At 70.1% G+C, this 19,662-nt stretch carries 19 protein-coding genes and 1 tRNA gene; 11 read left to right on the top strand and 9 right to left on the bottom strand.

What is annotated here, in order from left to right:
- Position 1 precedes the first annotated feature (1 nt).
- On the bottom strand, positions 2 to 1,390 hold the full coding sequence (locus tag BWI15_RS15965; RefSeq protein ID WP_077015203.1) for a UTP--glucose-1-phosphate uridylyltransferase: 1,389 nt from the start codon (positions 1,388 to 1,390) through the stop codon (positions 2 to 4).
- Between the two features lie 171 nt (positions 1,391 to 1,561).
- Here BWI15_RS15965 and BWI15_RS15960 point away from each other — a divergent pair, with 171 nt between their 5' ends.
- The gene (locus tag BWI15_RS15960; RefSeq protein WP_077015202.1) at positions 1,562 to 2,113 is read left to right on the top strand and encodes a 5-formyltetrahydrofolate cyclo-ligase; all 552 of its coding nucleotides are present in this window, start codon (positions 1,562 to 1,564) and stop codon (positions 2,111 to 2,113) included.
- A gap of 26 nt (positions 2,114 to 2,139) precedes the next feature.
- Positions 2,140 to 3,066, top strand: coding sequence for a phosphotransferase (locus BWI15_RS15955; protein ID WP_077015201.1), 927 nt, complete (start codon positions 2,140 to 2,142; stop codon positions 3,064 to 3,066).
- A gap of 3 nt (positions 3,067 to 3,069) precedes the next feature.
- On the opposite strand, the gene BWI15_RS15950 is transcribed toward BWI15_RS15955, so the two are convergent.
- Positions 3,070 to 5,601, bottom strand: a complete 2,532-nt coding sequence (locus BWI15_RS15950; protein WP_077015200.1) for a penicillin acylase family protein — start codon at positions 5,599 to 5,601, stop codon at positions 3,070 to 3,072.
- A gap of 52 nt (positions 5,602 to 5,653) precedes the next feature.
- Positions 5,654 to 7,981, bottom strand: coding sequence for a hypothetical protein (locus tag BWI15_RS15945; protein WP_143465625.1), 2,328 nt, complete (start codon positions 7,979 to 7,981; stop codon positions 5,654 to 5,656).
- Between the two features lie 163 nt (positions 7,982 to 8,144).
- Here BWI15_RS15945 and BWI15_RS40600 point away from each other — a divergent pair, with 163 nt between their 5' ends.
- The 3 genes from BWI15_RS40600 (at position 8,145) to mscL (ending at position 9,767) form a co-directional block, all read left to right on the top strand.
- Complete coding sequence (locus tag BWI15_RS40600) at positions 8,145 to 8,489, top strand: FmdB family zinc ribbon protein (protein WP_077015198.1); 345 nt, start codon at positions 8,145 to 8,147, stop codon at positions 8,487 to 8,489.
- A gap of 68 nt (positions 8,490 to 8,557) precedes the next feature.
- Entirely contained in the window at positions 8,558 to 9,169 is a 612-nt protein-coding gene (gene cpaB, locus BWI15_RS15935) for a Flp pilus assembly protein CpaB (protein ID WP_077015197.1), read from the top strand.
- 184 nt (positions 9,170 to 9,353) lie between these two features.
- Positions 9,354 to 9,767, top strand: coding sequence for a large conductance mechanosensitive channel protein MscL (mscL, locus tag BWI15_RS15930; RefSeq protein ID WP_077015196.1), 414 nt, complete (start codon positions 9,354 to 9,356; stop codon positions 9,765 to 9,767).
- Between the two features lie 114 nt (positions 9,768 to 9,881).
- Here mscL and BWI15_RS15925 read toward each other — a convergent pair whose 3' ends face one another.
- The 4 genes from BWI15_RS15925 to BWI15_RS15915 all read right to left on the bottom strand — a co-directional run bounded on the left by BWI15_RS15925 (position 9,882) and on the right by BWI15_RS15915 (position 12,009).
- Complete coding sequence (locus BWI15_RS15925; RefSeq protein WP_077015195.1) at positions 9,882 to 10,367, bottom strand: GNAT family N-acetyltransferase; 486 nt, start codon at positions 10,365 to 10,367, stop codon at positions 9,882 to 9,884.
- A 70-nt stretch (positions 10,368 to 10,437) separates the two neighbouring features.
- Positions 10,438 to 11,079 carry an alpha/beta fold hydrolase gene (locus BWI15_RS15920; protein WP_077015194.1) on the bottom strand — a complete coding sequence of 214 codons (642 nt, stop codon included), beginning with the start codon at positions 11,077 to 11,079 and terminating at the stop codon, positions 10,438 to 10,440.
- 57 nt (positions 11,080 to 11,136) lie between these two features.
- Positions 11,137 to 11,277: a hypothetical protein gene (locus BWI15_RS39405; protein WP_168197322.1), complete on the bottom strand. Its 141-nt coding sequence runs from the start codon at positions 11,275 to 11,277 to the stop codon at positions 11,137 to 11,139.
- Positions 11,278 to 11,316: 39 nt separating this feature from the next.
- Positions 11,317 to 12,009, bottom strand: coding sequence for a hypothetical protein (locus tag BWI15_RS15915; RefSeq protein WP_077015193.1), 693 nt, complete (start codon positions 12,007 to 12,009; stop codon positions 11,317 to 11,319).
- A 241-nt stretch (positions 12,010 to 12,250) separates the two neighbouring features.
- Here BWI15_RS15915 and BWI15_RS15910 point away from each other — a divergent pair, with 241 nt between their 5' ends.
- From BWI15_RS15910 to BWI15_RS15890, 5 genes are all read left to right on the top strand, one after another.
- Complete coding sequence (locus BWI15_RS15910; RefSeq protein ID WP_077015192.1) at positions 12,251 to 12,829, top strand: hypothetical protein; 579 nt, start codon at positions 12,251 to 12,253, stop codon at positions 12,827 to 12,829.
- A 155-nt stretch (positions 12,830 to 12,984) separates the two neighbouring features.
- On the top strand, positions 12,985 to 14,355 hold the full coding sequence (locus BWI15_RS15905) for an alpha/beta hydrolase (RefSeq protein ID WP_077015191.1): 1,371 nt from the start codon (positions 12,985 to 12,987) through the stop codon (positions 14,353 to 14,355).
- Between the two features lie 92 nt (positions 14,356 to 14,447).
- Positions 14,448 to 14,942, top strand: coding sequence for a SigE family RNA polymerase sigma factor (locus BWI15_RS15900; RefSeq protein ID WP_077015190.1), 495 nt, complete (start codon positions 14,448 to 14,450; stop codon positions 14,940 to 14,942).
- Positions 14,943 to 15,026: 84 nt separating this feature from the next.
- Positions 15,027 to 15,626, top strand: coding sequence for an META domain-containing protein (locus BWI15_RS15895; RefSeq protein ID WP_077015189.1), 600 nt, complete (start codon positions 15,027 to 15,029; stop codon positions 15,624 to 15,626).
- A 94-nt stretch (positions 15,627 to 15,720) separates the two neighbouring features.
- The gene (locus BWI15_RS15890; protein ID WP_237771298.1) at positions 15,721 to 17,028 is read left to right on the top strand and encodes a S1 family peptidase; all 1,308 of its coding nucleotides are present in this window, start codon (positions 15,721 to 15,723) and stop codon (positions 17,026 to 17,028) included.
- Between the two features lie 8 nt (positions 17,029 to 17,036).
- On the opposite strand, the gene BWI15_RS15885 is transcribed toward BWI15_RS15890, so the two are convergent.
- Positions 17,037 to 17,543, bottom strand: a complete 507-nt coding sequence (locus BWI15_RS15885; protein WP_202817667.1) for a DUF1990 family protein — start codon at positions 17,541 to 17,543, stop codon at positions 17,037 to 17,039.
- A 70-nt stretch (positions 17,544 to 17,613) separates the two neighbouring features.
- Here BWI15_RS15885 and BWI15_RS15880 point away from each other — a divergent pair.
- A tRNA-Arg gene (locus tag BWI15_RS15880) sits at positions 17,614 to 17,689 on the top strand.
- Positions 17,690 to 17,786: 97 nt separating this feature from the next.
- On the opposite strand, the gene BWI15_RS15875 is transcribed toward BWI15_RS15880, so the two are convergent.
- Positions 17,787 to 19,655, bottom strand: a complete 1,869-nt coding sequence (locus BWI15_RS15875; RefSeq protein WP_077015188.1) for a LamG-like jellyroll fold domain-containing protein — start codon at positions 19,653 to 19,655, stop codon at positions 17,787 to 17,789.
- Positions 19,656 to 19,662 lie beyond the last annotated feature (7 nt).

The following is a 19,662-nucleotide window of genomic DNA, read 5'->3' as shown; positions in this document are numbered from 1 at the left end:
CTCAGCCGCGCAGCTCGGTCCCGTCGGCGATCTCCAGCCGCTCGCCGTCCGGCGCGCTCACCTCGACCTCGCCGACCACCACGACGTCCTTGCCGAAGGCAACGTCGCCGCGGACCTCCAGCCGGTCGGCCCGGACCAGCGACGGCGGCCCGGCCGGGAACCGTGCCTCGAAGTCGGCCAGGATCTTGAAATGTTCCGGGTCCAGGTCGACGTACGGCTCGTCGCCCTCGTGCGTGGTGGTCAGGTCGCCGGAGTCGTCGAGGTCGTAGACGTCCGAGCGCAGCACCAGCAGGTCGTTGGTGGTCTTCACCGGCTTGAACCGGCTGCGGTCCACCAGCACCGCCTGCGACCCTTCGAAGGTCTCGATCGCGGTGCCCATGCCGGTCTCCAGCTGGATCACCTTCGGCGAGTTCGGGTCGGCCGGGTCGACGGTCTTGCGGTTCACGATGATCGGCAGCCCGAGCACGCCGTCGTGGCCGGCCATCAGCTCGGCCAGCCGGTCCAGGTCGATCCACAGGTTGTTGGTGTTGAAGGTCTTGTGCCGGGTGATGTCCTGGAACGACGCGTTGTCGTCGGCGTGCACCTGCGCGCTGTCGCGCAGGATCAGCCGGCCGTCGGACTTGCGCACCGCGACGTGCCCGCCCTTGCGGTCCGAGCGGGTCCGGCGGCAGACCTCCATGCCGAACGGGACGTCGTGCTCGGCCATCCAGGCGGCGATCCGGCCGTCCGGGGTGGCGCCGAGGTTGTCGGCGTTGGAGATGAACGCGTGCCGGAACCCCTGCTCGCGCAGCTTGTCCAGCGTGCCGGACGCGACCAGCGCGGTGAACAGGTCGCCGTGACCCGGCGGGCACCAGGCCAGCTCGGGGTCGTCCGGCCACTCGACCGGCGTGAGGTCGTCGGCGAGCAGCTTGGGCTCCATGTTCTGCTGGAAGTCCAGCGGGAGCCCGTCGACCGGCAGATCGGCGTACTGGCTGAGCACGGCCAGGGACTCGTCCTTGGTGCGGAACGAGTTCATCAGCACCAGCGGCAGCGGTACGTCGTACTGCTTGCGGGTGCTGAGGATCTGGCGGGCGATGATGTCGAGGAAGCTCAGGCCGTCCTTGACCGGCAGCGCCGACTTCGGCCCGGTGACGCCCATCGAGGTGCCCAGGCCGCCGTTGAGCTTGATCACCACGGTCTCGGCGAGCGCCGCGCGCATCGCCTCGGCGTCGGTGTCCAGGTGGTCCAGGTGCGGCAGGTCACCCACCGGCTCGATCTCGTCCTCGCGGATCGTGCCCTGCTGACCCGCCTCGAGCAGCCGGTAGTAGTGCGAGAAGACGTTGATCGCCACCTCGGCCGCGCCGGCCGCCCGCATCTTGTCCTGTGCCTGCTGTAGCCCTGCCTCACTCATGCGCCAACCCTAGTGCCTCGTGGTGGGGAGCGTTCGAGCGATAGCGGTGTTCAGGTGCGTGCATCGCGGTGCTGGCCTGGGCGCCGCTAGCGCCGAAGGCTCGCCACCACGAGGCACCACGACGGGGTGTGCAGAGGAGTGGGGGCGTGTCGTGGTTCATACAATCCGGGGGTGATCTCCACCAAGGCTGCCGTGCGGCAGTCGCTTCTGGACGCTCGACGCTCGCTCCCGGTCAGCCGGCCCCTGCTGGAGGCTGCCCGGGCGACCGAGTGCGTCCTCCTCGCCCGGCGGGTCGCGCTGTACGTGTCGATGGGTCCGGAGCCGCACACCGGCTCGCTGATCGACTGGCTGCTGGCCGCCGACCACGAGGTACTCCTGCCGATCCTGTACGCCGACAACGACCTCGGCTGGGGTCTGGCGCCCGGCGCGGCCGACCTGGTTCCGGGCCGGCTGGGGCTCTCCGAGCCGCGGGTGGACCTCGGCCCGGAGGCGATCGCGACGGCGGACCTGGTGATCTGCCCCGCCCTGGCCGTCGACCGGACCGGCGTACGGCTGGGTCGCGGCGGTGGCTCGTACGACCGGGCGCTGGCGCGGGTGCCGGCCGGCGTACCGGTGTGGGCGGCGGTGTACGACACGGAGATTTTCGACCACCTGCCGAGCGACCCGCACGACCGGCCGGTCCACGCGGCACTCACGCCGAGCGGGCTGATCCAACTGACCTGACCACGCCGGACTGGTTGGATGTCCGGATGACTTCGGAACGTACCGCCCAGGCAGTGGAGGCCGCTGCGGCCGCTGGACGCGCGCTGGGCCTCGAGGTGACCGAACCAACCGTGCTGTACGACGTGTTCTCGGTCGTGGTCCATCTCAAGCCGTCTCCGGTGGTCGCTCGCGTCCCCGTGGTCCTGCCGGGCGCTCTGCGCGACGCGGCGAAGGCCGGCGCTCGCCAGCAACGCGAGCTCGAGGTGGCTCAGTGGGTGTTCGAGCAGGGCGAGCTGGTCGTCCGGCCGAGTCCGCTGGTACCCCTGCGCTCGGTGCAGCGCGACGGGCTGTCGATGTCGTTCTGGGAGTACGTGGAGCACGACAAGTCGACCGAGCCGGACTACGTGCAGGGCCTCGTCCGCGCAGCCGAGCTCCACAAACTGCTGGAGAGCTATCCCGGCGAGCTGCCCTGGTTCGCGCCGGTGACGACCGTCGTACCGGAAGGGCTCGAGCAACTGGGCCCGGACACCCCACTGCTGACCACTGCCGACGTAGACCGGGTACGCCGCGAGTGGGACGCCGTGGCGCCGGTGCTGACGACCCGTGAGGGCTGGGAGCGCGCGTTCCCGGGCTCGCACGTCCAGCCGCTGCACGGCGACGCGCCGTACTACAACATCATCCCGACGGCCGACGGTGTGCTCTGGTCGGACTTCGAGGACGTCAACCTCGGCCCCCTGGAGTGGGACCTGGCCAGCGTCGGGCCGGAGTTCAGCAAGGTCTACAACGACGCCGCGGCCGAGCTGGGCCGGCCCCAGCTCGACCAGAAGGCCGTGGCCGCGATGGACCTGGCGAGGGCCTTCCAGCTGATCATCTGCCTGCCGCTGCTCCCCCAGATGCCGGCCGGCATGGCCGAGACGCTGGAGCCGTTCGTGGCGAACTGGCGGGAGATGCCGTTCGCCAACGACGTGGTCTAGCGGCTAACGCTCCGGCTTGGTGAAGGTCAGCGTGTGCTCACGCCTGGCCTCCACCGCGCCCTTGCTGAATGCCCAGGGCAGCGTCTCGCCCTTGACCCACAGCTCGGTCTGGTCGGTGTAGTTGTCGGTGAAGGCGTGGCCGGAGACACCGGTCAGGTTGATCCAGCGCGACTTGTCGAAGTCCGACAGGTCGACCACCATCCGCATCGACGGGGTCGCGGTCACGCCGTACCCCTTGGAGGCGTCCCAGCCGGTCGCGTTGACCACCGAGGAGCCGCCGCCCAGCTCGTACGGGCCCCGGTTGAACAGCTTCTCGACCACACCGATGCCGGAGGTGCCCAGCGTCTGGTTGGTCAGCGTCAGCCTGTGCAGGCGGCCCCACTGCCAGTTGCTGGGCTCGCGGGCCATCTTGGTGGTGATCTCGGCCCGCGCCTGCACCAGTGCCTCGCGCATGATGTCGTCGCGGCTCTCCCGCTGCGGCGTGCGCAGGTCGTCCCACCAGGAGTTGTTCGGCTGGCGGACCAGGTTGCGCATCACCTCGAACCAGCGCGAGCCGCCGTCCGGCCAGACCGCCTCCGGCAGCTGGTCGTGGAAGGTGTCGGCGAGCAGGTTGCGCCAGACGATGTTGAAGTACGCCGCGGGCGCGGAGTCGGCCGGCTGGGTGAAGTCCCAGCCCTTCAGCGTGTCCTGGCCCTGCTTGTCGAAGTCGTCGGGGATGCCGATCCGCAGCAGGTACGGGACCAGCATCTCGGCGTTGCGGTTCTTGGTGTCGAGCTGGATCGAGGACATCGCGGCCACGTCCAGCTTGCCGGCCGCCTGGATCCGCTCGAGGATCTGCTGGGAGCGGTAGCCGTAGTCCCAGTCGTTGGTCAGGTGGTACCGGTACGACTTCGGCACGACGGCCTGGTTCGCGGTGACGATCACGCCGTCGTCCGGGTCGAACTCGGTCGGCATCGCCTCGAACGGGATGTAGCCGGCCCAGTCGTAGCGCGGGTCCCAACCGGGCACCGGCCAGTCGCCGGTGCCGACCCGGCGCAGCGGGACCTTGCCCGGCGCCTGGTAGCCGATGTGGCCCTCGCGGTCGGCGTACACGAGGTTCTGCGACGGAACCTCGAACAAGGTCGCGGCGGTCCGGAACGCCGACCAGCTCTGCGCCTTGTTCATCGCGAAGATCGCGTCGGCGGTCCGGCCGGGGGTGAGCGCGGTCCAGCGCAGGGCGATGCCGTACGCCTCGGCGCTCTTGCCCTTGGCGGCCAGCTCGCCGGTCTCCTTGGCGTCGTCGTCGATGTCGGAGATCAGCGGGCCGTGCCGGCTCTCCCGGACCACGATCCGCTCCGGCTCCTTCTGGCCGGCGATCTTGAACTCCTCGGTCCGCAGCTGCAGCGGCTCGAGCTGACCCTTGTAGAGCGCGCTGTTGCCGCTGAGGCGCTCCAGGTAGAGGTCCATCACGTCGGGGTCCATGTTGGTGAAGCCCCACGAGATCGCGCTGTTGTGGCCGATCACCACGCCCGGCAGCCCGGAGAAGCTGAAGCCGGACACGTCGAACGGGCACTGCGGGCTGAACTTGTTGCAGTGCAGCCCGACCTGCGTCCAGATACCCGGCATGGTTGCGCCCAGGTGCGGATCGTTGGCCAGCATCGGCTTGCCGGTGGTGGTGTGCTCGCCGGAGACCACCCACGAGTTGGAGCCGATGCCGTCACCACGGCCGAGCAGCAGCGGCAGGCCCTTGGCCACCTTGTCCACGCTGTCCAGCGACTTGAGCAGGCTCTTGCTGAACATCGCCCGGGCCGGCGCCTGGCTGTTCACCGGCGCGGTGGTGAACTTGCCCTTGTCGTCGACCGAACCGCTGGACAGGATCGGCTCGTTGCGGTCGTACGGGTAGGCCGGGTAGAGGCTGTCGATGGTCTTGGCCGGCAGTGTCGCGGCCAGCTTGGTCCGGGTGATCTCCTCGTCCATGTTGCCGCCGAGGTCCCAGGCCATCGCCTTCAGCCAGGCCAGCGAGTCGGCCGCCGTCCACGCCTCGGGCCGGTAGTCGGTGCCCCCGAGCGACAGTACGGCGTACTCGAGGCTGAGGCCGGAGCCGGAGTGCTGGTCCAGGTAGGCGTTGACGCCGCGGGCGTAGTCGTCCAGGTACTGCCGGGTGGCCGGGCTGAGCAGGCCCAGCTCCTTCTCGGCGACCCGGCGCCAGCCGAGCGTGCGGACGAACTTGTCGGTCTCCAGGGCGTCCCTGCCGAACAGCTCGGCCAGCCGGCCGGAAGTGACGTGCCGGCGGAAGTCCATCTCGAAGAACCGGTCCTGGGCGGCCACGTAGCCCTGAGCGGCGAACAGGTCGGCCGGCTTGTCGGCGTAGATCTGCGGGATGCCGTTGGCGTCGCGGACCACCTCGACGTCGGCCTCCAGACCGGTCAGCTCGATCGTGCCGTCGTAGGAGGGGAAGGAGTGGCGGACGACGAAGATGCCGGTCCCGGCCACGACGAGCAGCAGGGTGGCCAGCGCTATTCCGCTGATGACGAGGAACCGAAGCAGGCGACGCACGGACCCAACCGTAGAGAATGCCGCCGCGCACCCCAAATGCTGATACCGGTCCTTAACGCTGCGTACTGGCTGAGCCAGGTCCGACCGGACCGTCCGTCGGGGCGGTCAGCGCGTACACCGCGACCGCGCCGGCAGTGAACCGGTGCTCGGCGAGGCTGCCGAGCTGGGCGGGCGGCCGGTCCAGGTTGGTGTCGAACACCAGCCAGCGGACGCCGTACTGGGTCCAGAGCTGGTCCAGGACGCGCTTGGTCGGCCGCTTGAAGGCCCGGTCGTTCAGCTGCAGCAGTGGCTGGTCCCAGAACGGGCCGTTGACCGCGGCGTCGCTGTCCTTCCGGCTCTGTGCGGTCGGGGTGTAGGCCCAGCCCTCGACCAAGACCCGGCGTTCGGCGTACCCGGCGAGCCAGAAGTTGCGCGCGTCACACTTCCTGGCGGTGTAGACCGGCATGCAGTGCGAGTTGGTGGCGAGCCGGTCGCGGACCGCGGAGTGGTCGCGGATGTAGCGGGCCGCCTCGGCACCGCCGGTCGGGACCTGTCGTCTGGTCTGGCGGCACTCCGGACGGTCGGGTCCGCCGACACAGACCTGGTCGGCGAAGGTCGTCAGCATCGTCTGCGGAACGTTCACGGTGGCGGCTCCGAGGACGAGCAGGACGCCCAGGCCGAGCGCTGCCGTGCGCTCCTTCGTACGTCTGAGGACGACAGTGACAAGTGCGGCCACCAGGAAGACAGCCACCCAGGGCCAGAGCACCTGGACGCTGACGGCGAAGATGCCCTGCTCATTGCGCGGACGGCGGGAGGTCATCGCGGCGATGACCTCTGCCACGGCCATACCGGCTACCAGAGCGCCGAGCACGCGGGGCACGAGCTGACGGAGACGTAGTCCGCTCAGCAGGAGGCTCAGGCCCCACACCGAGGCGGCGATGGCGATCGGGAAGGCCGCCCGGAGGAAGTAGAGCTGACTCAGGCCCGGGTGGCGCAGGAGGGCGGCCGCCGCGACGCCGGTGAGCACGAAGCCGACCAGGAACACGGCGGCCGGGTCCTTCCATTTGCGCTCGCGGACGAAGCCGAGCATGCCGAGGCCCGCCAGCGACCAGGAGGCGAGCAGTGTGGCGGCCGTCGTACCGAGAACGGCAACGGCTGCCGCGTGATCGCTGTAGCGGCTCCCGAATCCCAGCCGACCGGCCGCGATCCGGAAGGCCTGGCCCGGCTCGAAGGCGACCCCGGACGCGCCTGCGCTGAACAGCACGAACTGCGCGAAACTTAACGCTGCGAGGACCGCCAGACCGAGTCCCAGGGACGTGCGGTCGACGCGGCGCTCGGTGGCGAGCTTCACGACGGCGGCCAGCAGCACCGCCGCGGCGAGCATCGGGACGAACGACGCCTTGGCGCCCGCGAGCGCCGCGAGTCCGACGACGAGCAGGACCCAGTTGCCCCGACCGGGGTCTTTGCGGAGCAGGCAGACGATCACCCAGACGACCGGGAACGCCAGTACGACGGCGAAGGCGTGGGTGAGGCTGTACATCAGGACGCCGCTCGAGTACGCCGCCTGGCTGATCTGGTCGCGGCCGCCCCAGCCGTAGACGTCGAGGCTGGTCACCGTCAGCAGCAGCCAGGCCGCCAGCGGACCGGCCCACGACTTGCGCGCCAGTCGGGTCGCGAGCGCGGCGACGGACAGGATCGGGACCAGAGCGGCGGTCATCGGGATCAGGCGGCGCAGCAGCACGTCCAGCTCGATCCCGGTGAGCCAGTTGGCCGCGGCGGCCTCCGCGTGGAGGAACCAGTGGTAGTTCAGCGACTCACCGATCACGAACGGGATCTGACCGGGCACGTGATGCTTCAGCTCGGCCGCCAGCGCCAGCTGGTACGGCATGTCGCTGTACTGGAAGGCGGCGTCCGGGAAGGTCATCGGCTCGATCTGGAGTCCGTTGCGCGTGATCACCCACAGGCCGAGTCCGGCGGCGGCCGCGACGGACCAAGCCCACCACAGGGGTAGCGGTGGGCGGTCGCTGCGCCAGTACGGGCGGAGGTTCTTCAGCGCTGCGAAGGCGGCGATGGTCAGCAGCGGGACCGCGACCGGGAGATAGGGGAAACCGATCGCCCGACCCGGCAGGTAGGTGAGGATCGACAGAGCGAACCCGAGGCCGGTGCCGAAGGCCAGGTCGGCGGCGAACCCGTCCTGGTTGCCGCGCAGTAGGCGCCAGAGCAGAACTCCGGGCAGCATGATCCCGAAGCTCAGGTAAGTGCTGTACGCCAGGATTGCGCTCCACGGCGTGTCGTAGACCGCCAGCAGCGCTGCGGCGCCGGCCCACACCGCCACTCCCGGCAACACCCGACCTGCCTGCCGGCGCCCACCCTCGTTCTGGTCCCACCCCAGTGACCCCACGCTGAGGAGACGCTCCCCGAAGCCGATTGGGTTGCAAGTTCGCAGGAACCTGCCAAAGCTCGCTCCGGACCGCTCAGGTGGATCCGAGTTGGAATACTTCGGCGCTCTGACGCATTATTAGCAGTCGAGTAGTAGGAGTGCCAACGTCCTGAAGGGGAAGAACGTGCCGACGTACCAGTACCAGTGCACCGACTGCGGCGAAGCGCTCGAGGTCCGGCAGAGCTTCACCGACGACGCCCTCACGGTCTGCCCGAACTGCCAGGGCACGCTGCGCAAGGTGTTCAACGCGGTGGGCGTCGTGTTCAAGGGCTCCGGTTTCTACCGCACCGACAGCCGGTCGTCGAGCACCAGCACGGTCAGCGCGAAGTCCGACTCGTCCGCGTCGGCCTCGTCCTCGTCCTCGTCGGGCAACTCCTCTTCCTCCTCCGACTCGTCGAAGTCGTCCTCGTCGACGTCGAGCTCCTCGGGCTCGTCCTCGTCCGGCTCCAGCACCACCAGCGCCGCCTGACCTTCCTTCCGGGCAGGCCTGTGGACAACTGAATCGGCTCAGCCAGGGAAACTCGTACTTTCCCTGGCATGACGAACTTCTGGCACGACCTTCTCCGCGCCGCCCGCTGGCACCGCCGTCTCCTGGCCGGCCTGTTCGCGGCGGCCGCCGTTTACTTCGGCCTCGTAACCTTCTCCCCTCCACCGGCGGCCTCGACCCCGGTGCTGGCCGCCGCCCGTGATCTCCCCGGCGGCGTCACGCCGTCGGCGAGCGACCTCCGCACGCTCCGGCTCCCGGCTGCGGTGGTCCCCAGCGGCACCCTGCGGCCAGGGGCCGACCTGTCCCAACGCATCCTCGCCACCGCTGTGCGCTCCGGCGAGCCACTCACCGACGCCCGCTTCCTGACCCCGACAGCGGTTCCGTCCGGCCTGCTCGCCTATCCGCTCCGCCTCGACGACGCCGACATCGCCGCCCTGCTCCGCCCCGGCGACCGTGTCGATCTGTACGCCGCTTCGGCCACCGCCGACGTCTCCGCCACCCGGCTGGCGACCGCGGTCCCGGTCCTCGCACTGCCGACGCCGACCCGGAGCTCCGGCGGGGCCTTGGTCGTGCTCGCCACGTCGCCCGCCACTGCTGCCCGACTGGCGCAGTCGACGACCAACACCAGGATCAGCGTGGCCCTCACCCCTGACACCAGCTGAGCCGGGCCGCCGGCGCATCAGGAGCGTTGCCCGCCGACGCCTGGATGTCACTCAGCGGACATCCGCGACCACGATCCGCAGGACTCCCGGCGCGGTCCCTCGCCTGCCTCCGGACAGCGTCCTACCTTGTCCGGGTACAGATCGCCGCGGGTCCACCGGGACCCTCTCGTGGAGGCAGAAAGAAATGCTCAAGGGCTTCAAGGAATTCCTGATGCGGGGCAACGTGCTCGACCTGGCGATCGCCGTCGTCATCGGGACCGCCTTCGCGACCGTGGTGAAGACGGTCGTCGACAGTCTGGTCAACCCGTTGGTCGCCTCCCTCGGGGGCAGCAACGTGAAGGGGTTGGCCTGGACGATCGTGGAGGGCAACGAGAAGTCCACGATCGACTTCGCCGCGATCATCAACGCCTTCATCGTGTTCTTCCTCACCGCGGCCGTCGTGTACTTCGTGCTCGTCGTCCCGATGAAGAAGATCCAGGACCGGCGCGCCGCCGCGGCCGCCGCGAAGGGCGAGCCCGAGGCCGAACCGGAGCCGCTGACCATGGACCAGCAGCTGCTGGTCGAGATCCGCGACGCCCTCAAGGCCCGTCAGCCGTAGTCCGTCCGGCTCACCGAGCCACTCGCGCGACCACGCCTTGCCCGAGCAGCCCGGCCCGGAAGCCGGCTCCGGGCAGGGCAGGACCGGGAAGCTCAAGCAGGTTCGGCGGTCATCTCATCCAGCGGCAGTCGGGTACTGCATCCAGGTGTAGGCCACCGGTTGCTCCTTGTTCCACTCGTCCGCCAGATCGGCCGCCACGTACTCGAAGCCCACCCGCCGATAGGTCCGGATCGCCACGTCGTTGTCCGGCCGGACCCGCAGGAAGACGTCGGCATACCCAGCCTCCAGCGCCGACCCCAGCAACGCCTTCACGAACGCCGCCCCGATCCCCCGCCCCCGCGACCCCGGCCGCACGATGATCCGGGCCAGCTCGACCTCGTCCTCCTCGTCGTCCAGCCACAGCTCGCCGTACCCGACCGGCTCACCACTCACGTAGTACAGGTAGCACCGGACGTCGTCAGCCGGCTTCGCCCAGCTCCCCACGAGCTCGGCCGGAAACGGAAACTGCGTCCGCCCCGACAACAACGAGACCTCCTGCGCCGAGGTCGCCCATCCCGCGACCACCGCCGCCTGACCCACGTCGAACCCGCGCAACTCCATGTCGCCTCCCTCCCCAGGAACCCAGCATCACCCGATTCCACCCCGAACGCCGCCGATTTGTCCGACCGACTCAGGACGCGAACTCGTGCAGCGTGGCCACCAGCTGACCCCGGTACGGCGCGAAGTCCGCCCGCGGCGGCTCCGGACACCCCGGCAACTCAATCGCCGACGGCAGCAGCCGCAACAAGCCGTCGACCGTTTTCCGTTGGTGCGAAGGATTTTCCGGCACCGAAGGCAGCACTCCGACCAGTAACCCAGTCAACTCCAGCGAGGCCAACTGCGCGTCGGTCACCCCGCGCAACGTCTCCCCGACCAGCAATCCGTCCGCGATCTCAGCCGTCGCCCCGCGCTCGATCAACCCCGCTCGCGCCCTGGCGTCGACCTCCGGATCACCACCCGTCACCGGCCACGCGAGCAGCAGCCGCCCGATCGCCGTCGGGCACTCCAGCGCGAGCAGCGCCGCGACGGTGCACGCGTTGGAGGCGGCGATCACCGTCACCGGCTTCGGCCCCAGCAGTCCACTCGCCAAGAGCGCGCCGAACTCGGCAACCTCCTGGGCCCAGCTCGCCGGCTGCCGCGGCCGATCGGGTGCCTCCACCGTCAGCCCGGCCGCTTCGAGCTCCGCCACGATCCCCGGCCGGTACCAGAACAACTCGGCGTCGGCGGCGTCCCACAGTCCGCCGTGGATCAACAGCACCGGGGCATCCTTCACACCACTCACCTCCTCGCGCCTCCGGGAGACGCGTGGTCAGAGCGAGGCGCGCGCCGCTCAGCCGTGGTGCGGCGGGACCTCGCGCAGGATGCGCTCGTCGTCGTCGCTGCCGTTGTCACGCTCGCCCCAGGTACGGGCGTCGTCGTCCCGGGTCTGCTCGGGAAACAGCGGCTCGTCGTCCTCGTACGGGCTGGTCATACCCACCAGATTACGGGAGGTCCGTCACCACGTCCCAGCTCAGTCCTGCCCCGGGATGCGCGGCAGGTTCTGCTGCCCGCCACCCTCCAGCTGCCCCTGGCCCTGCCCGGCTCCGGGAGCGACCTGCGGGTTCGGCGGCGCGTGCAACAGCGGCGCGATGCCCGGCTCGTTCTGCCAGCGGTCGGCGCCGAGCACCGACCACGCGGTGAGCACCGACAGCGTCGGCGTCGCCAGCCCACCGAGCTGCAGCGGTTCGGCCTGCTGGAAGCCGAAGGTCACCGTCCAGTTCGCCGGGTCCGGGTAGAACTCCTGCACCGAGTTGTAGTAGAAGCTCAGCCACCCACGCTGGGCCAGATGGGTCATCAGCCGGTAGTTGGTCGCGATCAGCTGCACCTCCTGCAGATCGCGCCACAGCAGCTGCATGTCGCGCCGCGCCGCCGCCTTGCGGCTGGAGTTCACCGCGGCGTTGGCCGCCATCATGCCGAGCACGAAACCGGTGCTGCCGAAGAACAAGCCACCACTGCTGTTGTAGCGGCCGTCGCCGCCGTACAGCCGCGCGTAGTGCACCGAGGTCTGCAGGTACGCGACCTCACCGGGTTCGAGCACGATCCCGTACAACGGCAGCGCCTGCGGCACACCCCCACCGCGCAAGAAGCGTGCCCAGTCCTGCCCGAGCTGCCACTCCTCCTGCTCCCGGCGAGCGAGTTCGGCCGAGTCCCTCTTCTTGCCCACGTCCGTCCCTTCCTCGGCTGCACCCGGCATCATCGCATTTCCAAGGGGTGAACAGCGCGCAGCTGTTACAGCTGTGCTGCTTTTGCCGTTCGATCCGGCCCGTGACCGGATAGACGCGTCCTCGTGACACTTCTGCCACGGTCTGCGAGACCTCGGTCGACCATCATGGTGCTCCTTGCCTACCCGGAAGGACCGAGTCGTGAGTGCATCAAGGACACGGGGCCTGATCGGAGCGTCGTCAGTGGCAGCTGTTCTCCTGTTCACCGCCGCCTGCGGTAACGAGACCGGCGCCGGACCCGCCGCCCAACCCAGCCCAACGCCCACCCCCACCCCCACCCCCACCGTCAGCGCCACCCCGCCCACTCCGCCCACCCCCAGCGGAACGCCGAGCACGGACTGCCCGGAGACGATCACCGCGGTCCGCAAGTCCGTCGACCAGGCCGTCTGGGGCAAGGGCACCGCGAAGTCGGCCTTCCAGCCGGTCGGCGTGACGATCTGCCAGTACGACGCCCAGTCGTCCGGGCAGGACTACGCCACGGTGACCACCAAGCGCACCGGCGCCCAGGCGACCGAGCTGTTCGCCCAGGTCAACGCGGCCAAGCCGGAGCCGAAGAAGCCCGACTTCTGCACCAAGGAGCTCGGCCCGACCTACGTCCTGCGGTTCACCGACAACGACCGCGGAGTGCTGTCCTACACCGCCGAGGCGTTCGGCTGCCACCGGCTGGTGGCGACCTCGTTCGAGGGCCAGGGCAAGCCTGGTGACCTCGCCGCGCCGCGGTCCACCACCCCCGAGCTGCTGAAGTCGCTCGGCCTGCGCTGACCCTGGTCCGGACGCGCCCCCCGAAGCCGTCCGGGATGGGGTCATCCCGCCCGCCTTGCGGGTCCCCCTCGGGTCGACCCGCAAGGTGGGTGGCAGAGCCTTGCCCTGCCCTCCTCTTGGCTGCACGCTGATCGGCAAGGCCCGAAGGAGGACGGATGCGGCTGGTTCGACTGGTAGCCGCGCTACTGCTCACCTGTTCAGCCGCTGCCTGCTCCGACCCACCTGACGATGACGACGCGGTCCCCGACGGCCGGCAGTGCCTCGGGCTGTCGGGCTTCACCTGTACGACGCTCGACGTGCCGCTCGACCACTCCAAGCCGACCGGCCGGCAGCTGCAGCTCGAGGTCGCCGCGGCGAACAACGCCGACGCACCTCGCGGCGTACTGCTCATGCTCACCGGCGGCCCGGGCCAGCCCGGCGTCCCGCTGCTCAACCGCGTCCGCTCGTACCTGGACCCGGCCGTGCTGCGCGAGTACCAGCTCGTCATGTTCGACCAGCGCGGCACCGGCTCGCGCGGCATCGATTGCCCGCAGCTCCAGGCCGCAGTCGGTGGCTCGGACTTCCTGACACCGCCACCCGACGCCGTCGACGCGTGCGCCCGGCAGCTCGGTCCTGACGTCAACTTCTACGGAACACCTGACACCGTCGAGGACATCGAGCTCGTACGCCGCTCCCTCGGGCGCGACCAGCTCACGCTCAACGGCACGTCGTACGGCAGCTTCACAGCGGCGCAATACGGGCTGAAGTACCCGGAGCGCGTCCGCTCGCTCGTGCTCGACTCCGTCGTCCCGCACCGCGGCTTCGATCCCTTCGGCACCGACCTGATGGCGCACACCGACGACGTCCTCAGAGCGGTCTGCAAACGCGACCCGGCCTGTACGACGGACCCGGTGGCCGACCTGGCCTGGTTGGTGCAGCGCGGCGAGCTGGACGGCGTGCCGGTGAACGGCACCAGCCTGATCGAGTCCCTGGCGATCCTCAGCCTCAACTCGGTCAACCCGTCCCTCGAAGGCCTCCCGAAGGTCCTCAACGACGCACGCCAGGGTGACACCGCCGCACTGAAGGAGCTCTTCCAGCGAGCGACCAGCCGCGGCGCGTCGTACGACGAACTGTCCGCCGGGCTCCACCTCGCGACCCTCTGCTCGGACCTGCGCTTCCCCTGGAAGCCAGGCACCCCCGCAGCTCAGCGCCAACCCTTGCTCGACGCCGCCGTACGCCGGCTGAACCCGGCCCAGCTCAACCCGTACGACGTCCGCACGGCGCGCAACCAGCTGGTCGTCGAGGGCTGCCTGCGCTGGCCCGCGACCCGAGCGTCGACGTACCCGGCCGGGCAGGAACTGCTGCCGAGGACGCTGATCCTGCACGGCACCAACGACCTCTTCTGCCCGCTGTCGTGGGCCGAGTGGGAGCGGGACCACGCCCGCCAGGCACAGCTCGTCGTCGTACCGGGCAGCGGCCACGGCGTCCAGGGCAGCCGGGTGGACCAGACCGGAAAGGCCCGGGTCAGGCAGTTCCTGCTCGGCTGAGACGTAACTGTGCGGGATTGTCCGCAGCACCTTGAGGATCTCGATGCGTCTAATAGTCGTGAGGTGTTGTACGCCCAGCCGGGGAGTTGCGAGTGGAGTTCGAGGAGTACGCGTCCGCGCGCGGGCAGGAGCTGGTGCGTCTCGGGTTCACGATCTGCGGCGACTACCAGCGCGCCGAGGACCTGGCCCAGATCGCGCTGATGCAGGCGTTCCGGTCGTGGCGCAAGGTGCAGCGGGCCGACGACCCGCACACCTACGTGCGGCGCATCCTGGTCAACTCCTACCTGTCGATGACCCGGCGGCGGTCGTTCACCGAGGCCCCGGCGGCCGACCTCGACCCCGACCACACGGTGCCCGACCCCGCGAACGACATCGTGGCCTCCGACGATCTCTGGCGGGCTCTGGCCACGCTGTCGGCGCGCGAGCGCGTCGTCCTGGTGCTGCGTTACTACCAGGACCTGGACGACCGGACGATCGCCGAACTGCTCGGCATCAAACCGTCCTCGGTCCGCAGCCTGGCGAGCAGAGCGCTCGGCACGCTGCGGAAGGCCAGAGAATCCCACCGCGTCGACGAGAGGTTGCCGTGAGCACCCGATTGTTGCCAGAGGTTGCCGAGGGCATCCCGCCGTACCGGAGGTTGCCGTGAGCACCCACCCTGTTGAGAGGTTGCCGTGAGCAAGACCGAGCTCGAGGAAGACCTGCGCGCGACGTTCGACCGCGCCGCCGCTTCCGTACCACCCGCCCCCAACCTGATGTCGCGGGCAACCGACGGCGCCCGCCAGGCCCAGCGCCGGACGTACGTCGCCACCGGGGCGGCGGTCGCCGCCGTGGCCGTGATCGCGTCCGCCGGCTTCGCGCTCGGCGGCGGCCTGGGCGGATCGACCGTTCCCCAGCCCGCCGCGCCCGCCCCCGCGGTCTCCAGCGCGACGCCACTTGCCGTCTCGGAGCAACTGGCGGGCACTTGGCGACCGCTGAAGATGGACGGGGTCAACGGACTGAAGACGGCCCGGCCGGACAACCCGACGCTGACCTTCAACTCCGACGGCACCTGGACCGGCTCCGACGGCTGCAACGGGATCAGTGGCACCTTCACCATCGGCCAGCGCGGCGAGTTCACCGGTACGGCCGGCAACCAGCGGCTGATCGAGTGCGCCAACGTGCCGCACACCGCCGTCCTGCAGGCGGCCCGGCGGATCGCGGCCGACCGGACCACGCTGAAGTTCTACGCCGCCGACGGGCGTGAAGTTGCCATCTACGCTCGCGCACGGTAGCGGGATTTGCTTGCGGAACGTAGTCAGCTCTTGACTATCCGGAGTCCTTGATTGAAGGATCTACGCAGGCCAGTCCACCGATAAGGGGAGCTCAGTGCGACTCTCAGCTACCGTCCCGCTGCTCGCTCTCGGCTCGTTGTCACTCGTCGCAGTCGCCGGACCCGCCGGATCCGCACCCGTCCCGCTCGCCGCGCCGGCGGCCGCGTCTGTTGCTGTCTGCAATCACGAGGACCCGATCACGACCGCCGAACACTCGCAGCGACTGTCCCAGCCGACCAGCGCCAAGGACTCGCGCCCGCTCGGCCAGGCCCTCGGCGAAGGCGTCGCGGCCGCGGTCCGCTCGATCGAGCCGCTGGACGCGACCGGCCGGCCGACGTCCGGCCTGCCGTACGGGCTGAGCGCCGGCATCATCGGCGTACTGGGGACGCAGGAGACGGGCTACAAGGTCGTCCTGGACGACTCGGTGGTCGACGAGAAGCGGTACCAGGCCGCCGTACAGAAGAACGTCCCGGCGGAGGGCCGGCCGATGCTCACCGTCGAGCGCAGCTGCCGCTCGGCGCGATCGGTCGCGGCCGCCTGGAAGGCCGTCGGCGCCCGCGCCTGGTCCGCCGACGCCGCGAAGACCAGGTTCACCGCCGACCTCGACCCGGCCACCGAGAACGTCGTCGTCGAGTACGACCCCGCGACCACCTCCCCGGCCGCCGCCGCGGCCCTCGCCGACCTCGACGGCGTCGAGGCGGTCCCGACCGGCGTCGCCCGGATGTCCCGCTTCAACGACACCCCCAAGGGCGGCCACTGGGGCGGCGCGCGGATCACGTCGGCGCTGAAGAACTGCACGGCCGGCTTCTCCGTGGTCCGCAAGTCGAACAACACCCGCGCCTCGGTGACCGCCGGCCACTGCGGCGGCCCCGGCACGACCTGGCGCAGCGGCTCGAACTACTACGGCACCACGTCGGTCCGCACCAACTACCCCGAATACGACCAGGCCCTGATCACCGGCAGCGCGTACGGCGCCAAGATCTGGACCGACGGCCCCGGCGACTCCGCCGACACCCGCACCGTCAAGGGCGGCGGCGACCCCGCGGTCGGCGCCTCGGTCTGCCAGTCCGGCTCCTTCAGCACGTCGCTGTGCGGCATCACCATCCGCTCCCTCAGCGCCAAGTACTGCGACTCCGACGGCTGTACGACGTACGTCATCCGAGCCACCCGCAACGGCCAGACCGCCATCATCGGCGGCGACTCCGGCGGCCCCGTCTACTCCCGCCCCACCTCGACCACCGCCACCATCCGAGGCCTGGCCTTCGCCGGCTCCGGCTGCACAGCCTCCCGCTGCACCACCCTGTACGCCGAACGCTACAACTCGATCACCGGCCACCTCGGCGTCCGAGCCCTCACCGGCTGACCGTTGCCTCAGGCAAGAGCCCGCAGATACCGCCGCCGAAACCACCACTGAGCAACCAGCACCCCGGGAAACGCCAGCCGCCACCCACCGTGGCCCGCCCGTGTGATCGACCGCAACGTCAACCACACCGCCCCATCCGCCGACCGATGCACGACAAACGCCTCCTCCCCCACCACCGGATGCCCCGGCCGGGTCCCGTACGCGAACCCACACCGCTCCGCCTCATCAACCACGGCCACCACCCGCACCGGCTCCCTCACCCGGAGCGGCCCGATCCCCACCACCAGCGTGTAGTCACACCCCTCCCGAGCAACCGCCTCCCCCTCAACGGCGAACCCACTCCGGGTCTTCACACCCCACCCCATCACCACCCCAGCAGCCCGCGCCCAGTCCGCGTCCCCCTGCCCCACCCGCACCGTCCGCTCAAACCCCCGAAACCCACCCGGCGCCCCCACCCACACGGCATCCCCCACGCACGTCGCCCCCACCGCGGAGTAGTTCAACCCAGTAGCCACCCACCCATCCTCCGCCCCGTCCCCCGCACCCCAACCCCCACCCCGATTCCGCTACGCTGTCCCAACGTGCGCCCCCGTAGCTCAGGGGATAGAGCGTCGGTTTCCTAAACCGTGCGTCGCAGGTTCGAATCCTGCCGGGGGCACCACATGAACCTGCAGGTCAGAGGCAGAACCTCCACAACGAGGGTCGCGTGAGTGCCGGCGGGCATCCTCGCCCGCCGGCACCCTTGGCCGCTGCTCAGGTCAGGCGAACGGGGTGAGGAAGTCGCGGGGGTGGAGGGCCCGGGCGACGATGCGGACATCGCCGACCCAGCCGTAGAAACCCTGGCCGTAGCGCTTGGCGAACTGGGTGCCGCCGATCGCGAACGGCAGGCCGAGGGTGGAGATGCCCTTCGAGGGCTGGGTCGGGTTGCGGGCGATCTTCGACCCGTCGACGTACATCACGGTCTGGCGGGAGTTGTTGACCACGGCAACGTGCATCCACCGGCCGACCGGGACCGCGTGGCTCCAGGACGTCGGGTCGGCGTCGCGGTCGGTCGGGTAGACGACGTACTGCAGGAAGCGTTCCGGGGACAGGTTGAGGCTGCAGGTCGGCTCGTCCGGCGACCAGCCGCTGGACTTGCCGGCGTCACCGCTGCGCCCCTCCCAGCTCAGCAGGCCCATCCACGCGTGGTCACCCTCGAACGGCTCGGGCAGCTTGACGAACAACTCGATCGTGTAGCCCGAGGTGAACTTCATGCTGTTGATCGGCGCGTTCGCGCCGGTCCGCAGTACGGCGCCGCGGTCCGGCTGCTTGCCACCGTCGAAGCGCAGGCTGGCGTGCGCGGGCTGGCCCACGTGGTGCTCGTCCGACCAGGTCAGCACCTCCGGCGGGCTGGCGTGCAGCCGCTGGACGGTGAGGTCGTTGCCGTTGCGGCTCAGGTCCTTGGCCACCACGCCCGCCGACACCACCGCGCCGTCGGTGCCGGCGACCGGCAGTCCCGAGGCGTCGAAGCGCCAGTAGGCGACGGTGCCGCGGGGCAGCACCGCACTCGCCGGTCGCGGTGCCGGTGCCGCCGGCGGAGCGAACCCGCGGAACCGCTCGGTGAAGTCGATCTCCACGCTGAACCGCTCCACCGGCCCGGAGAGTTCCAGGTTCTCCGCGGCGAGCAGGCTGCGGTCCTCCGCGTCCTGCTCGAGGAACCAGGGCGCAATGGTCTCCACGTCGATCACGTTGCGGACCAGATCGAAGGCGTAGAGCCGGGCCATGCCGGCCCCGCCGTAGTACCGGTCCTGGTAGTTGGTCACGTGCACGTGCACGTCGTTGCCCGCATCGTTCTTCAGCACCGTGCGCCCCGGCGGCCAGTAGTGCCCGTTGAGGGTGAGGAAGATCTGGTCGTTGCGCCGGATCAGCTGGTCCCACAGCCGCTGCCCGTACTGCGACAGCTTGGCCTGGCCGTCGTCCTCCCCGTAGGCCAGGTCGTGCGAGGTGAGGATGACGGGCAGCCGGGGATGCGCGCTGATCACGCGCTGCGCCCACTGCAGGCCCTTGTCGGACAGCCGCCAGTCCAGTGCGAGGACGAGCCACTGCCGGCCACCGGCCTGCAACCGGTGGTAGCTGTTGTACCCGTCCGGCGAGGCGCCGCCGAAGGTGGACATCCGGGAGTAGCGGGCCGGACCGAACGCCCGCAGGTACGGCGTGGCGCCGCGCTGGTCGTCGGTGCTCCCAGGGATGTCGTGGTTGCCGGCCAGCACGCTGTAGTTCAGCTTGCCGTCGATCGCGCGGAACGTCTCGGCGGCCAGACCGATCTCGTGCTCGGTGCCGTGCTCGGTGACGTCGCCGAGATGGGCCATGAACGCGAGGTTGCGCTCACGCCGCTGCTCGACCAGGTACTTGAAGGTGGCTCGGACCGGCGCGGGGTCGGAACGGTCCTCGTCGAAGAGGTACTGCGTGTCTGGCAGCACGGCGATCGTGAACCGTGGGTCGTGGGCGTCGAACCGGTGCGCACCGCCGGTACCGGCCGCGGCGGGCGAGGCGTCGAGAGCCGCGGCCGTCGCCGCGACGGCGGGAGTGGCCAGAGCGGCCCCGAGCAGGGTCCGGCGCGCAGGGCGGGCCGGGGGAACGTCGTTCATGAAGTCT

It is taken from the genome of Kribbella sp. ALI-6-A, assembly GCF_001984195.1.
GTDB lineage: Bacteria > Actinomycetota > Actinomycetes > Propionibacteriales > Kribbellaceae > Kribbella.
This window is presented reverse-complemented; position numbering and strand designations above follow the sequence as displayed.

Coding starts and splice junctions, on each gene's coding strand:
- BWI15_RS39405 (WP_168197322.1), bottom strand. CDS start 11,277: ATGACCAGCCCGTACGAGGACGACGAGCCGCTGTTTCCCGAGCAGACC.
- BWI15_RS15875 (WP_077015188.1), bottom strand. CDS start 19,655: ATGAACGACGTTCCCCCGGCCCGCCCTGCGCGCCGGACCCTGCTCGGG.
- BWI15_RS15965 (WP_077015203.1), bottom strand. CDS start 1,390: ATGAGTGAGGCAGGGCTACAGCAGGCACAGGACAAGATGCGGGCGGCC.
- BWI15_RS15905 (WP_077015191.1), top strand. CDS start 12,985: ATGCGGCTGGTTCGACTGGTAGCCGCGCTACTGCTCACCTGTTCAGCC.
- BWI15_RS15925 (WP_077015195.1), bottom strand. CDS start 10,367: ATGGAGTTGCGCGGGTTCGACGTGGGTCAGGCGGCGGTGGTCGCGGGA.
- mscL (WP_077015196.1), top strand. CDS start 9,354: ATGCTCAAGGGCTTCAAGGAATTCCTGATGCGGGGCAACGTGCTCGAC.
- BWI15_RS15955 (WP_077015201.1), top strand. CDS start 2,140: ATGACTTCGGAACGTACCGCCCAGGCAGTGGAGGCCGCTGCGGCCGCT.
- cpaB (WP_077015197.1), top strand. CDS start 8,558: ATGACGAACTTCTGGCACGACCTTCTCCGCGCCGCCCGCTGGCACCGC.